Annotated in this window: 11 protein-coding genes; 1 reads left to right on the forward strand and 10 read right to left on the reverse strand. The window is 69.5% G+C overall.

Annotated elements, in window-relative coordinates; genetic code table 11:
• From VHW64_RS18845 to VHW64_RS18865, 5 genes are all read right to left on the reverse strand, one after another.
• A partial coding sequence (locus VHW64_RS18845; protein WP_329652121.1) for an ABC transporter substrate-binding protein occupies window positions 1–249 on the reverse strand: 249 nt, incomplete at its 3' end.
• A gap of 277 nt (window positions 250–526) precedes the next feature.
• Window positions 527–1,549 carry an ABC transporter permease gene (locus VHW64_RS18850; RefSeq protein ID WP_329652122.1) on the reverse strand — a complete coding sequence of 341 codons (1,023 nt, stop codon included), beginning with the start codon at window positions 1,547–1,549 and terminating at the stop codon, window positions 527–529.
• Window positions 1,550–1,694: 145 nt separating this feature from the next.
• Window positions 1,695–3,479 carry an aspartate--tRNA ligase gene (gene aspS / locus VHW64_RS18855; protein ID WP_329652123.1) on the reverse strand — a complete coding sequence of 595 codons (1,785 nt, stop codon included), beginning with the start codon at window positions 3,477–3,479 and terminating at the stop codon, window positions 1,695–1,697.
• Entirely contained in the window at window positions 3,476–4,876 is a 1,401-nt protein-coding gene (gene hisS, locus VHW64_RS18860) for a histidine--tRNA ligase (RefSeq protein ID WP_329652124.1), read from the reverse strand. Before hisS ends, aspS begins: the two co-directional genes overlap by 4 nt.
• A gap of 3 nt (window positions 4,877–4,879) precedes the next feature.
• Complete coding sequence (locus VHW64_RS18865) at window positions 4,880–5,590, reverse strand: MBL fold metallo-hydrolase (RefSeq protein ID WP_329652125.1); 711 nt, start codon at window positions 5,588–5,590, stop codon at window positions 4,880–4,882.
• 124 nt (window positions 5,591–5,714) lie between these two features.
• Here VHW64_RS18865 and VHW64_RS18870 point away from each other — a divergent pair, with 124 nt between their 5' ends.
• Window positions 5,715–6,941 carry a DUF349 domain-containing protein gene (locus VHW64_RS18870; protein WP_329652126.1) on the forward strand — a complete coding sequence of 409 codons (1,227 nt, stop codon included), beginning with the start codon at window positions 5,715–5,717 and terminating at the stop codon, window positions 6,939–6,941.
• 84 nt (window positions 6,942–7,025) lie between these two features.
• Here VHW64_RS18870 and VHW64_RS18875 read toward each other — a convergent pair whose 3' ends face one another.
• The 5 genes from VHW64_RS18875 to secD form a co-directional block, all read right to left on the reverse strand.
• The gene (locus tag VHW64_RS18875; RefSeq protein WP_329652127.1) at window positions 7,026–7,964 is read right to left on the reverse strand and encodes a hypothetical protein; all 939 of its coding nucleotides are present in this window, start codon (window positions 7,962–7,964) and stop codon (window positions 7,026–7,028) included.
• 235 nt (window positions 7,965–8,199) lie between these two features.
• Window positions 8,200–10,557: a RelA/SpoT family protein gene (locus VHW64_RS18880; RefSeq protein ID WP_414690538.1), complete on the reverse strand. Its 2,358-nt coding sequence runs from the start codon at window positions 10,555–10,557 to the stop codon at window positions 8,200–8,202.
• A gap of 9 nt (window positions 10,558–10,566) precedes the next feature.
• Entirely contained in the window at window positions 10,567–11,151 is a 585-nt protein-coding gene (locus tag VHW64_RS18885) for an adenine phosphoribosyltransferase (RefSeq protein ID WP_414690539.1), read from the reverse strand.
• Window positions 11,148–12,392 (reverse strand): protein translocase subunit SecF, encoded by a 1,245-nt coding sequence (secF, locus tag VHW64_RS18890; RefSeq protein ID WP_329652128.1) that lies wholly within the window; start codon window positions 12,390–12,392, stop codon window positions 11,148–11,150. The genes VHW64_RS18885 and secF overlap by 4 nt, the downstream gene beginning before the upstream one ends.
• The gene (gene secD, locus VHW64_RS18895; RefSeq protein ID WP_329652129.1) at window positions 12,392–14,152 is read right to left on the reverse strand and encodes a protein translocase subunit SecD; all 1,761 of its coding nucleotides are present in this window, start codon (window positions 14,150–14,152) and stop codon (window positions 12,392–12,394) included. The genes secF and secD overlap by 1 nt, the downstream gene beginning before the upstream one ends.
• Window positions 14,153–14,279: the final 127 nt, after the last annotated feature.

Genomic DNA, 14,279 nt, shown 5'->3' on the forward strand with positions numbered 1-14,279 from the left:
CCGCGTCATCCCGAAGGCGACGTCCTTGGCGGTGACGGGCTGGCCGTTCTCGGCCCACTTCACACCCGAGCGGATCGTGAACTTCCACTGCGTGTAGCTGTCGTTGTGGGTACCCAGGTTGGTGGCCAGGTCGGGGACCAGGATCATGTTCTTGGTCTTGGGGTCGTACTTGTACTGGGTCAGCGAGCGACCGATCAGGCCGCTGAAGATCGACGAGGTGTCGGTGTAGTAGATCTCGCTGGGATCCATGGTCGTCGTCAGACCCGTCAGGGTGAGCACCGTGACGGTGCCGCCCTTCTGCGCCCCGGCGATCGTGATCGGTCCCGTACAGGTCGCGCACTGGCCGTTACCGGTGTTACCGATATTGGCGTTCTGTGATTCCTGATCCGACGAGCCGGCGTTCGATGACCCTGAGCCGCCACAGGCGCTCAGAGCTAGGACGCCGACCGCGGAGATGGCGATCAACGGTGATTTGAACCGCATAGCCCACCCTTTCCGTGGTTCTTTCCTTCTCCCGATGAAGAGATCACCGGCGAGTTCGTGGGTCGAAGGCGTCTCGGATCGAGTCGCCGACGAGGTTGAGGGTCACCACCAGCACGCAGATCGTGAGGACGGGCGCCCACAGGTAGAGCGGATAGGTCTGCCAGTAGTTCTGGGCCAGGAAGATGATCTGTCCCAGGGACGGCGTCTCGGTGACGCCGATGCCGAGGTAGGAGAGTCCCGCCTCGGCGGTGATCAGCCCGGGCAGGGTCAGCGAGGTCGCGACGACGATCGGGGCCACCAGGTTGGGCAGCAGCTCCTTGAACAGGATGCGGCGGGTCGGGACACCCATCACCAGGGCGGCCTGGACGAACTCGCGCTCGCGCAGGGAGAGCACCTGGCCGCGGATGAGTCGAGTCAGCGGCATCCAGTAGAAGAACGACAGGATCAGCATCAGGGCGATCAGCTGCGCATGTGCCAGCCGGCCCGAGGAGTTGGCACCCTGACCGAAGCGCTCGGTCAGGATCGGCGCCATCGCCAGGGCGCCCAGCAGGAACGGGAAGGAGAGGAACAGGTCCGTGACGAACATGATGATCCGGTCGAGCCAGCCGCGCGAGAAGCCGGCCATCAGACCGAGCACCACGCCGATCACCGTGCTGACCACGGTGGCCGTGGTGGCGATCAGCAGGTCGGTGCGAAGTCCGTAGAGCAAGGCCGACAGGTTGTCCACGGCCGTGCCCGGCGCGATCCCGAGCGGGTGAGCGGCCCAGAAGCCGTGGTTCGGCGGGCCGTGGATCGGGAGCTGGTCGGCGTAGAACGACAGCATGTTGTACGGCTGGTACGGGATCGTCGCGGTGGTCGGGAAGATGTGCAGGATCTTGGAGATGACCGGCGCCAGGACGGCGCCCAGCACGAGCAGCACGACGATGGCCGAGCAGACGACGGCCACCTTGTCCTTGCGCAGTCTCGCGAGCGCGATCTGCGTCGGGGACCGGCCTGCGAGCTTTTGGCCTTCGGGTGCCTCGGCCGAGCCTACGGGGGTGGCTTCGGCTAGCTCGGTGACACTCATGCCATGCTCGTCCTCTCGTGCCAAGAAGTTCGTCCGTGGCCGCAGCCCAGCGCGCTCGCAGCCGGGTGAGGCAGGTCACGGCATCTGGACCGGTGTGGACTCTAGATGACCGTCAAGTGATTTCTACGCCGCACGAGGTAACGATTCAGTCTCGGGACTTGGACCGTTCCAAGGGAGCGTCGACGCCGGCTTCGCGGCGCTGCTCGGCCGTGATGGGCGCAGGTGCTCCGGTGAGCGGGTCGTAACCTCCGCCGGACTTCGGGAACGCGATGACGTCGCGGATCGACTCCGACCGCGAGAGGAGAGCCACGATCCGGTCCCAGCCGAAGGCGATCCCGCCGTGCGGCGGCGCGCCGTACGCGAAGGCCTCGAGCAGGAAGCCGAACTTCTCCTGCGCCTCCTCCTCGGCGAGCCCCATGACAGCGAACACGCGCTTCTGGATGTCGCTGCGGTGGATACGGATCGAGCCGCCGCCGATCTCGTTGCCGTTGCAGACGATGTCGTAGGCCCAGGCCAGGGCGTCAGCGGGATCCTGGTCGAAGGTCGCGAGGTCCTGGGGCGACGTGAACGCGTGGTGCACGGCGGTCCAGGCACCGCTTCCGACCGCCACGTCGCCGGCTGCGGTGGCGTCGTCCGCAGGCTCGAAGAGCGGAGCGTCGACCACCCACAAGAAGCTCCAGGCGTCCTCGTCGATGAGCCCGCCACGCCGGCCGATCTCCAGGCGCGCCGCGCCGAGCAGCGCCCGGCTCGCCTTGACCGCTCCGGCGGCGAAGAACACGCAGTCACCGGGGACGGCTCCGGTGTGGGCGGCGAGACCGGCTCGCTCCGCGTCACCGAGGTTCTTGGCGACCGGGCCACCCAGCTCGCCGTCCTCGCCGACGGTGACGTAGGCCAGACCGCGCGCTCCGCGCTGCTTGGCCCACTCCTGCCAGGCGTCGAACTGCCGGCGCGGCTGGTCGGCTCCGCCGGGCATCACGACCGCACCGACATACGGCGCCTGGAAAACCCGGAAGTCGGTGTCGGAGAAGTACGCCGTGCAGTCGACGAGCTCGAGCCCCATCCGCAGGTCGGGCTTGTCACTCCCGAACCTCGCCATCGCCTCGGCGTAGGTCATCCGCGGGAGCGGCACGGTCACCTCGTGGCCGATCAGCCGCCAGAGGGCAACCAGGACCTCCTCGGCGACGGCCAGCACGTCGTCCTGGTCGACGAAGCTCATCTCGATGTCCAGCTGGGTGAACTCGGGCTGCCGGTCGGCTCGGAAGTCCTCGTCGCGGTAGCACCGCGCGATCTGGTAGTAGCGCTCCATGCCGGCCACCATGAGCAGCTGCTTGAACAGCTGCGGGCTCTGCGGCAAGGCGTACCAGCTGCCGGGCTGGAGCCGTGCGGGGACGAGGAAGTCGCGCGCCCCCTCGGGCGTGGACCGGGTGAGGGTCGGCGTCTCGACCTCGACGAACCCGTGGGTGTCCAGGACGTCGCGGGCGGCCTTGTTGACCCTGCTGCGCAGCCGGATCGCGGCCGCCGGTCCGGACCGGCGCAGGTCGAGGTAGCGGTGGCGCAGCCGCGCCTCCTCGCCGACGTCCCCGCCCTTCTGCGAGCCGGCGTCATCGATCGGGAAGGGCAGCGCGGCGCTGGGGCTCAGCACCTCGACGCGGTCGGCGATCACCTCGATCTCGCCGGAGGCGATGGCGGGGTTGGCGTTGCCCTCGGGTCGCCGCTGCACGATGCCGGTGACGGCCAGGCAGTACTCGCTGCGCAGGCTGTGGGCCACCGCCTCGTCGCGGATCACGACCTGCGCGACGCCGCTGGCCTCGCGGAGGTCGATGAACGCGACGCCGCCGTGGTCGCGGCGGCGGCCGACCCACCCGGCCAGCGTCACCTGCGTCCCCTCGTCGGCGGCGCTCAGGGTCCCGGCGTCGTGGGTGCGGATCACTGCGTCTGCCTCTCGTCGGTCGAGCTCGCCGAGACCACGATCGTGGCCCTCGCGTCGTCGTCCGGGGGGACCCAGCTCGCGGCGTCGGCGTCGACCTGGTCACCGGAGCGGATGTCCTTGACCTGGTCGGAGCCGCCCGGCTCGGTGGCGGGGAACCAGACGAAGGGGATGCCCCGGCGCTCGGCGTACCGGATCTGGCGACCGTACTTCTGAGGGCTCGCGACCACCTCGCAGGAGATGTCCCGGGCACGCAGTGCCGCGGCGACCCGGTCGCTGGTGGGCCGGCTCTCCTCGTCGGCGAGCGCTACGAGGACGGCGCTGGGGACCGCCCTGCTCCCCCGCAGGACACCCTCGGAGAGCAGCGGCACCAGCGTGCGCGACAGGCCGAAGGAGATGCCCACGCCGGGGTACGTCGTCCGGCCGTCGTCGGCCAGCGCGTCGTACCGCCCTCCTCCGCCGACGGCCTTCAGGCGCTCGTAGCCCTGCATGTAGATCTCGACCACGGTGCCGGTGTAGTAGTCGAGTCCGCGCGCGATCCGGAGGTTGGCCTCCACCGACACGCGCTCCCCGACGACGTCCGCGCAGCCGTCGAGCACCGACATGAGCTCGTCCAACCCGCGGTCGAGCAGGTCGTCGTCCACCCCGAGGGACCGCACCCGCTCGAGCAGCGACCGGTCCGAGACACGGATCGTGGCCAGCTCCAGACAGCGCCTGGCCTGGTCGTCCGAGGCCCCCGCGTGCCGGACCAGGAGCTCGGCGACGGCGTCCTCCGGAAGCTTGTCCAGCTTGTCGATCTGTCGGATGGCCGCGGTCACGTCGGGGATCCCGAGCCCCTGGTAGAAGCCCTGGATCAGCTTGCGGTTGTTCACCTGGAACGACAGCGGCGGCAGCGGGAGGGCGTCCAGCGCCTGCACCATCACCCGCATCACCTCGACGTCATGGTGGAAGGGGAGCTCGTCCTTGCCGACGATGTCGATGTCGGCCTGGGTGAACTGGCGGTAGCGGCCCTCCTGCGGGCGCTCGCCTCGCCAGCACGGCTGGATCTGGTAGCGCCGGAACGGGAACTCCAGGCTCCCGGCGTGCTCCAGGACGTAGCGGGCGAAGGGCACCGTCAGGTCGAAGTGCAGACCCAGCCGGCGATCCGAGCTCCCGTCCCCGCCGGTGTCGCCCTCGGACTCGGGATCCCCCGCGGCCTGGAGACGGCGCAGGACGTAGATCTCCTTGTCGATCTCGCCACCTTTGGCGAGCCGGTCCAGCGGCTCGGCCACGCGGGTCTCGATGTTGGCGAAGCCGTGCAGCTCGAAGGTGTGCGACAGCGAGGAGATGACCTCGCGCTCGACCGCGCGCGCGGCGGGCAGGAGCTCGGGGTAGCCGCTCAGCGGCGTCGGTCTGGCCATGGGTCAGAGTCCTCGGGTCACGTGGCCGGCCGACTCGCCGTCGGTCAGCTGGCGCAGGAACGGGTTGGTGGCACGCTCGCGGCCGATCGAGGTCTGGCCGCCGTGGCCGGGCAGCACGGCGACGTCGTCGGGCAGGGTGAGGACCTTCGCGCGCAGCGTGTGGAGCATGGTCGCGTGGTCGCCCCCGGGCAGGTCGGTGCGCCCGATCGAGCCCTCGAACAGCAGGTCGCCGGAGAACATGACCGCCGAGGCCCCGTCATCGTCGTACGGCGCGCGGAAGGTCACCGAGCCTTGCGTGTGGCCCGGCGTGTGGTCGACGAACACCTCGAGCCCGGCCAGCTCCAGCCGCTGCCCGTCGTCCAGCTCGGCGACGTCGTCCGGCTCGGCGAACTCGTAGCGCCCGCCCAGCAGCATCGCCGCGCTCTCGCGCGAGAGGCCGGCCATCGGATCGGCGAGCAGGTGTCGGTCGGCGGGGTGGATCCAGGCCGTCGCGTCGTAGGCGCCCGACACGGGTGTGACCGACCACATGTGGTCGACGTGACCGTGCGTGAGCAGCACTGCCACCGGCTTGAGGCGGTGCTCGGCGACGATGTCGGCGACTCCCACGGCGGCGTCCTGGCCGGGGTCTACCACGAGGCACTCGGTGCCCGGCCCGGTCGCCACGACGTAGCAGTTCGCGGCCCACGACCCTGCTGGGAACCCGGCGATCAGCACCCCGGCAGACTATCCACGGCCCGTGGGCATGATGGAATCGGTGCGCCCACGAGCAATCAGCACGATCGGCACGCCTTAGCATGGGCGCTTGCAGGTTGACGAGGACGGACCGAAGAGGACATCAGTGACGACGAGTGAGTGGGGACGCGTCGCCGAGGACGGGACCGTCTACGTGCGCACCCCCGAGGGCGAGCGGTCCGTCGGGCAGTACCCCGAAGGGTCACCCGACGAGGCCATCGCGTTCTTCGCCAAGCGGTACGACGAGCTGGCGGGCACCGTGCACCTGATCGAGCAGCGGGTGACCGCCGCCGTGCTTTCGCCCGACGAGGCGGCCGAGAACGTGCGCGCCCTTCGTGCCCAGGTGGCCGAGGCGAACGCCGTCGGGGACCTCACCGGACTGCTCGGGCGCCTCGACTCGCTGCTGCCCGTCATCTCGCAGCAGCGCCAGGCCCGCCGTGCCGAGCGCGCCGAGAAGTCCGCGGCCGCCAAGACCGAGAAGGAGCGGCTGGTCGCGGAGGCCGAGAAGCTCGCCGAGGGCAACGACTGGCGCAACGGCGCCAACCGGCTCCGGCAGCTGCTCGACGAGTGGAAGGCGCTCCCGCGCATCGACCGCGGCGCGGACGACCAGCTGTGGCGGCGCTTCTCGAGCGCGCGCACGTCGTACACCCGGCGTCGCAAGACGCACTTCGCCGAGCAGAGCGAGAAGCGGGAGGAGGCGCGCGTGGCCAAGCAGCGCCTCGTCAAGGACGCCGAGTCGCTGGCCTCCTCGCGCGAGTGGGGCCCGACGTCCGGCGCCTACCGCGACCTGATGCGACTGTGGAAGGCCGCCGGTCCGGCCCCGCGCGAGGTCGAGGACGGGCTGTGGAGGCGGTTCCGGACGGCCCAGGACACGTTCTTCGGCGCCCGCGACGCCGCGATGGCCGCCCAGGACAGCGAGTTCGCCGCGAACGCCGAGGCCAAGGAGAAGCTGCTGGTCGAGGCCGAGGCGCTCGTGCCGGTCACCGACATGGCGGCCGCCAAGCAGGCGATCCGCGAGATCGCGGAGCGCTGGGACGCCATCGGGAAGGTGCCGCGCGAGAAGATCCGTCCCCTCGAGGACCGGATGCGTGCCGTCGAGCAGTCGATCCGCGGCATCGAGGAGGAGAAGTGGCGCCGCACCGACCCGGAGAAGTCCGCCCGGGCCGACGACATGGTCTCCAAGCTTCACGAGGCGATCGACAAGGTCGAGGCCGACCTGGGGAAGGCGCGGGCGGCCGGCGACCAGAAGAAGGTGACCGAGCTCGAGGAGAACCTCACGTCCCGGCGCGCCTTCCTCGAGATGGCCGAACGCGCCTCCGCCGACTACTCCTGACCCGGAGCGATAGTACGGATCACCACGCTGGTGGAGGACGTCCAGGAACCAGCCTTCTGATCCGTACTATCGCAGCGACGTGCCTCAGGATGCACGGTTGCGGTGTCTGTCGAGCCACCAGGCAGGGGCCTCGAGGGTCCATGCGCGCTCGGCCGGATCGAGGAACGCCGCCCGCGAGCGGACGGAGCGCATTCGGTACGCCGTCCTGACGTCGCGGAGCTGCCCGGCCACGACCTCGAAGTACTCCAAGCCGTGACCGCGGAAACGCTCGGCACGCTCCACGTCGAGGCGATGTCGGTCCCCGTCTCGGTGGATCGCTCCTTGGTACTCCCCCACGACGCCGGCCACCGGATCGAAGAGATCGGGAATGCCGAGAAGGTCGCCGTGGAGATCGAAGACCGGGACGTTCCCCAGAGGCTTGGGCAGGCCGGCGTCGAGGCACCAGCACTGGCACATCCACGCCTCCGGGGGTGACCAGTGCGAGCCACAGGCCAGCATCGCCGCCTCCCTGGCCAGGACGACACCGTTGCGAGGGCGTACGACGTCGAGAAAGGCCCAGAAGTCCTCGACAGATCCGAGCCCCGCCGCCGCGCACATGTCAACGGCCACGGCACCGGCCCGCGGATCTCCCAGCCGGATGATCTCGTCGAAGAGAGCACGCTCCCACGTCACGCAGCGCAGACCCCGATGCAGCCCCCACTCCCACAACGGCACCTGACGACGTAGCCCGACAAACCCGGGATCCGGTCGCAGGCACTCCTTCCCGACCGCCAGGGGTACCGGAAGAACGCCGTCAGAAGGTGACCACCCCTCGAAGTACGACGCACCTCGCCATCGCAGCGCCGCCCACCCGGTGACCGCGCCGTAGCGCCCGAGCCGAGCCTCCTGCTCGACGATCCGCTGCTCGACGACCGCGACAGTGAGCGAGGTCGGAACATAGAGCCCGCGCGACGTACGGCGCCAGTGTGGGCCGGTGGCCTGGTTGCGAGTCGGACCACGACGGCCAGTGGGGTCGACGGGCACAGGTCTTACGAGCCCTCGCGGGGGCTCGCAGGACGCGGACCATTCGCCGACCATGCCCAGAGCCTGGGGGCGCGGGGGGCAGATCGGGCGCCGTACTCCACAGCACGGCGGAAGCGCTCACCCGCGCTGCCGCTGTGGACGAACGGCGGCTCCGGCACGAGCGATAGTACGGATCAATCTGCTGGTCTACTGGCGTGGATGACGAGTCTGGTGATCCGTACTATCGCGAAGGGGGTCATTGGGTGACGCGGTAGGCGTCGAAGACGCCGGGGACGCCACGAACGGCGCGCAGGACGGTGTCGAGGTGCTTGGCCTCGGCCATCTCGAAGGTGAAGCGGCTCTTCGCGACGCGGTCGCGGGTCGTGGACAGGGTCGCGCTGAGGATGTTCACGTGGGCGTCTGAGAGCGCCATCGTGATGTCGGACAGGAGCCGGGCTCGGTCGATCGCCTCCACCTGGATGTTCACCAGGAACGTCGAGTGGACGTTCGGAGCCCATTCGACGTCGAGCAGCCGCTCGGGCTGGCGCTCCAGCTCGGCGGCATTGGTGCAGTCACGCCGGTGCACCGAGACGCCACCGCCCTTCGTCACGAACCCCAGGATCGCGTCGGGGGGGACCGGTGTGCAGCAGCGCGCCAGCTTGACCCACACGTCGGGCACGCCCTTGACGATGACCCCGGACTCACCCGGGGCCGAGACCTTGGACCGGGCCCGCGAGCCGGTGATGCTGACGGCCTCGGCGAGGTCCTCCTGCGCTCCGGCCTCGCCGCCGTGCAGCTCGATCACCCGGCGTACGACGGCCTGGGCGCTGAGGTTCCCCTCGCCCACCGCCGCGTAGAGCGCCGAGACGTCCGCGAGCCGGAAGTGCACGGCGGCCTGGGTCAGCGACTCGTGGGAGAGCACCCGCTTGAGGGACTGTCCCTCCTTGCGCATCAGCTTGGCGATCTGGTCCTTGCCGCGCTCGATGGCCTCCTCGCGCCGTTCCTTGGTGAACCACTGCTTGATCTTGGAGCGCGCCCGCTGCGACTTCACGAAGCCCAGCCAGTCGCGCGAGGGCGCGGCCGTCGGCGCCTTGGAGGTGAAGATCTCCACGACGTCGGAGTTGTCCAACGTCGACTCCAGCGGCACCAGCCGGCCGTTCACCCGCGCACCGATCGTGCGGTGGCCGACCTCGGTGTGGACGGCGTAGGCGAAGTCGACCGGCGTGGCCCCGACCGGGAGCGCGATCACGTCGCCCCGCGGCGTGAAGACGTAGACCTCGGCGCGGTTGATCTCGAAGCGCAGCGACTCCAAGAACTCGCCGGGGTCCTCGACCTCGCTCTGCCAGTCGAGAAGCTGCCGCACCCAGTTCATGTCCTCGAGGTCGCCGAGGCGCTCGGTGTCGATGCCGGCGCGGCCGTTCTCCTTGTACTTCCAGTGCGCCGCCACGCCGTACTCCGCGCGGCGGTGCATCGCCTGGGTGCGGATCTGCATCTCGACCGGCTTGCCGTGGGGACCGATCACCGTGGTGTGCAGCGACTGGTACATGTTGAACTTCGGGGTGGCGACGTAGTCCTTGAAGCGCCCGAGCACCGGTGTCCAGCGCGCGTGCAGGACGCCGAGCGCGGAGTAGCAGTCGCGGTCGTCCTCGACGAGGATGCGCAGCGCCACCAGGTCGTAGATGTCGCTGAACTCGCGGCCACCCACGATCATCTTCTGGTAGATCGAGTAGTAGTGCTTGGGCCGGCCGGTGACCGTGGCCTTGACCTTGGCCTCCTTCAGGTCCACCTGGACCTGCTCCTTGACCTGGGCGAGGAACTGGTCGCGTGATGGCGCCCGCTCGGCCACCATCCGCACGATCTCGTCGTAGATCTTGGGGTGCAACGTCGCGAACGCGAGGTCCTCCAGCTCCCACTTGATGGTGTTCATGCCGAGCCGGTGGGCCAGCGGGGCATACACGTCGAGAGACTCGGTGGCCTGCCGCTCCTGCGTGGACTGCTTGACGTAGCGGACCGTGCGCATGTTGTGCAGGCGGTCGGCCAGCTTGATGACCAGCACCCGGATGTCGCGAGCCATCGCCACGATCATCTTGCGGATGGTCTCGGCCTGGGCGGTCTCGCCGTACTGGACCTTGTCCAGCTTGGTCACCCCGTCGACGAGCTGGGCGACCTCGTCGCCGAAGTCGGCCCGCAGCTCTTCGAGGGTGTACGCCGTGTCCTCGACCGTGTCGTGCAGCAGGGCCGCGACCAGCGTCGGCTCGGTCATGCCGATGTCGGCCAGGATCGTGGTCACCGCGAGCGGGTGGGTGATGTAGCGGTCGCCGCTCTTGCGCATCTGGGTTCCGTGCAGGTGCTCGGCGGTGCGGTACGCACGCTCGATCAGCGCGAGGTCGGCCTTGGGATGGTTGGCCCGGATCGAGCGGAACAACGGCTCGAGCTCGGGACGCTCGTTCTGGTTGCGGCCTCCGCCCATCCGGGCCAGGCGGTTGCGCACCCCGCGGGGCGAGGGCACCCGCGAGGAGAGCCGGTCGGCCCGCTCTCCGCCACGCTCACGCGCGAGCGGCGCAGCATCGGCGGCGCGCTCCTGCGCCACCGGGATGCTGCCATCGGTCGTCATGGATCGAGTCTAGGTGCCCCTCACCGTCATCAGGCTGGTCAGCGGCAGGTCGCCGACCGCGGCGCGACCCGGCAGGAAGCTCAGGTCCATCAGCACCGCCACCGCGTGGGCCACCGCGCCGCTGCGCTCGACGAGCGTGCGCGTGGCCGCCATCGTGCCGCCGGTGGCGAGCACGTCGTCGACCAGGAGCACCCGGTCGCCGGGCCTCAGGGCGTCCTGGTGGATCTCCAGCGTCGCCTCGGCGTACTCCAGGGAGTAGGACTCGGCGTACGTCGCACGGGGCAGCTTGCCGGCCTTGCGCACGGGCACCATGCCCGCGCCCAGCGCGAGAGCGACCGGGGCCGCCAGGATGAACCCGCGAGCCTCCATCCCGACCACGTGGTCGACCACGACCCGGCCGTCGGCGTCGCGCCCGGCGTCCGCTAGTGCCTCGACGACGCTCCCGAAGGCCTCGGGATCGGCCAGCACCGGCGTGATGTCCTTGAACAGGACCCCCGGCTCGGGGAAGTCCGCGACGTCGACCACCAGCCGGCGCAGCGCCTCGGCGGCACTGCCGGCCCGGCCGCCCCGGCTGCTCGCGCCGGGCTCGGTCACTTCTTGCCGCGCTTGGACTTCGCCTGCCGGGTCGGCTGCACCCGGCCGCTCGACGAGCTGGGCCGCACGGGTCCACGAGACTGGGGTACGACGCGTCCCCGCCCGGTGGCGTCGCTGCTCGGCTGAGGGCGGTTGCCACCCGTCGGCCGCGCCGCGGGCTCCGCCCGCGCGTCACTGGGAGGTACGACGTCCGGGTCGGCCGCGATCGGCAGGTCGTCGGCGTACGACGGCACCTGGGCGTAGCGGTCGACGTCATGGGCGCGTCGGGTCCTGATCCGCTTCTCCAGCTCCGCGTTGGCGGCCTCGCTCGACTTCATGTGCGCCAGCAGAGGCGTCGCGATGAAGATCGAGGAGTACGCACCCGCGGCCATGCCGACGAACAGCGCCAAGGAGAGGTCCTTGAGATCGCCCGAGCCGAGCTGCACCGCGCCGACGTACAGGATCGCCCCGACCGGGATGAGCGCCACGATCGAGGTGTTGATCGAGCGGACCAGGGTCTGGTTGACCGCGAGGTTGGCAGCCTCGGGGTAGGTCATCCGCGAGGCCCTGAGGTTCTTGGTGTTCTCGCGGACCTTGTCGAAGACGACGACGGTGTCGTAGAGCGAGAAGCCGAGAATGGTCAGCACGCCGGTGACCGTGGCCGGCGTGACCTCGAACCCCGACAGGGCATAGATGCCCACCGTGATCACCAGGTCGTGGGCCAGCGCCACCATCGCCGCGACCGACATCTTCCATTGCCGGAAGTAGCCCCAGATCAAGAACACGACCAGGACCAGGAAGACCACGAGTCCGATCGCCGATCGCTTCGCGACTTCCTTGCCCCAGCTCGGCCCGATCTCGTCGGTGGAGATGTCGCCGTGGGTGACCCCGACCGACTTCTCGATCGCCACCTCGATCTGGTTGCTCTCGGTGGGCGTGACGGGCTCGGTCTCGACGATGATGCTGTTCTTGCCGGCGGTGGTGACCACGACCTGCTGGGCCGAGGCGATCCCGGTCGCCGAGACGTCGTCGCGCAGCTTGTCGGCGTTGGCCTGGGTCACCTCGCTGGTCGGCACGGAGACGGTGAACTGCGCGCCCCCGCGGAACTCGAGGCCGAAGTTCAGGCCACGGAAGTAGAGACCGAGCACCGCGGCGATGATGATCAGCCCGGAGACGGCGTACCAGATCCGCGTCTTGCCGACGAAGTCGACGGACTTCCGGCCGCTGTAGAGGTCGTTGCCGAGCCTGCTGAACTTGCTCATCAGGCCCTCCCTCCGGCCGGGAGCCGATCGAGCCCGAGGTTCTCGGCATCCAGGCCCGAGAGCTTGTGGCCCTTGTTGAAGAAGTCGAACCGGGCCAGCCACGAGACCATCGGCTTGGTGAACCAGAAGAAGACCGCGAGGTCGATCACGGTCGAGAGACCGAGGGCGAAGGCGAAGCCCTTCACGACACCGGCCGCGAAGAGATAGAGGACGACGGCGGCCAGGATGGACACCGCGTCGGCCGCCACACAGGTCGCCCGGGCGCGGATCCAGCCCGCCTCGACGGCGACTCGCATCGACTTGCCCGATCTCATCTCGTCGCGTATTCGCTCGAAGAACACGATGAAGGAGTCGGCGGTGATGCCCACGGCCACGATCAGGCCCGCGATGCCGGGCAGGGTCAGGGTGAACCCGGCGCCCTTGGCCAGCAGGAGGACCATCGCGTACGTCGTGGCTCCGGCGACGATCAGCGAGGAGATGACCACCAGCCCCAGGCCGCGGTAGTAGAAGAGGCAGTAGAGCATCACCAGGATCAGCCCCGCGACACCGGCGGTGATGCCGGCCGAGAGCTGGTCACCGGCCAGCGAGGGACCGATCACCTCGATGGTCGTCTTGGTCTGGTCGAAGCTGATCGGGAGCGCGCCGTACTTCAGGCTCGTCGCCAGGCTCTTGGCCGTGGACTCCTTGAAGTTGCCCTGGATCGTCGAGGTGCCGTCGGGGATCACCTGCTTGAAGTACGTCGCGGTGACGACCTTGCCGTCCAGGACGATCGCCACCAGCTCGCTCTGGTTGCCCTGCATCTGCTGGGAGAGCTCGCGCTGCACGTCGGCGCCGTGGCTCTTGAGGCTCAGCGCCACCTCCCAGTCGACCTGACCCTGCTGGCTGCCCGGCGCGGTCGCGGATGCCGACTTGATCTCGGTGCCCTCGATCACCGCCGGCGAGAGGAGGTACTTCTGGCCCTGGTCGTCGCAGGTCACGATCGGGATGGTCGCGTTGTCGACGACGGGGGCCTTCGATGCGCAGCTGTAGGCGTTGTAGACGGCCAGCGACTGCGGGTCGGGGCTGGTCATCCAGGTCAGCGGATCGGAGAAGGACTTCTTGTTCGCCGCCGTGTAGGTCAGCTGCGACGTCGAGGTGGGAGCCGTCCCGGCGGGCCCCGTCGAGGCCGCGGACGACGGGTTGCTCGACGACGTGGGTCCCTTGGTGGCCTTGCCCTTCTTGGGCTTCTGCTTGTCCTGCCCGAGGAGGGCCGGGGGGCGGTTCTTCCCGGTGGAGCTGCTGCTCGGCTGCTTCGTCGAGCCGCTCTTCGGGGTACCCGACTTGTGCGGCTTCGGCGGCAGCGTGACCCCGATCCCGGGCGAGGGCTCAGGGGTGGTCGACGGCGTCGTCGTCGTGCCGGACTGGGGGACCTCGGCGACCAGCCGGAAGCGCAGCCGCGCCTGCCGGATCACGGTCTGGACCAGGCTGTTCTTGTTCGAGCCCGGCACCTGCACGACGATCTCGTCACTGCCCTGGGTGGTCACCGTGGCCTCGGAGACACCCGAGGCGTTCACACGGTCGTCGATGATGCTCGCGGCCTGGTTGAGCTCGTCCTTCTTGACGCTGCCGTTGGCGATCAAGGTGATCTGGGTGCCGCCTTGGAGGTCGAGTCCCAAGGCGGGCTTCCACGTGCCGATCAGGGCGACCAGGCCATAGGCGACCGCCAGCCCGATGAAGAACACCGTGACGGTGCGACCCGGGCGGGCGCTACTGCGTGCCATCAGATTGCTTCTCCTCCGGCTCGTCGGCATCGGCTGCCGCGAGCTCTGTTCCGGCCTCCCGAGACGCGGGAGCCACCACCTTGCCGACGGCGGCGCGCACGACCTTGAGCCTGACGCCGTCCGCCAC

Source organism: Nocardioides sp., assembly GCF_036267815.1.
Lineage (GTDB): Bacteria > Actinomycetota > Actinomycetes > Propionibacteriales > Nocardioidaceae > Nocardioides.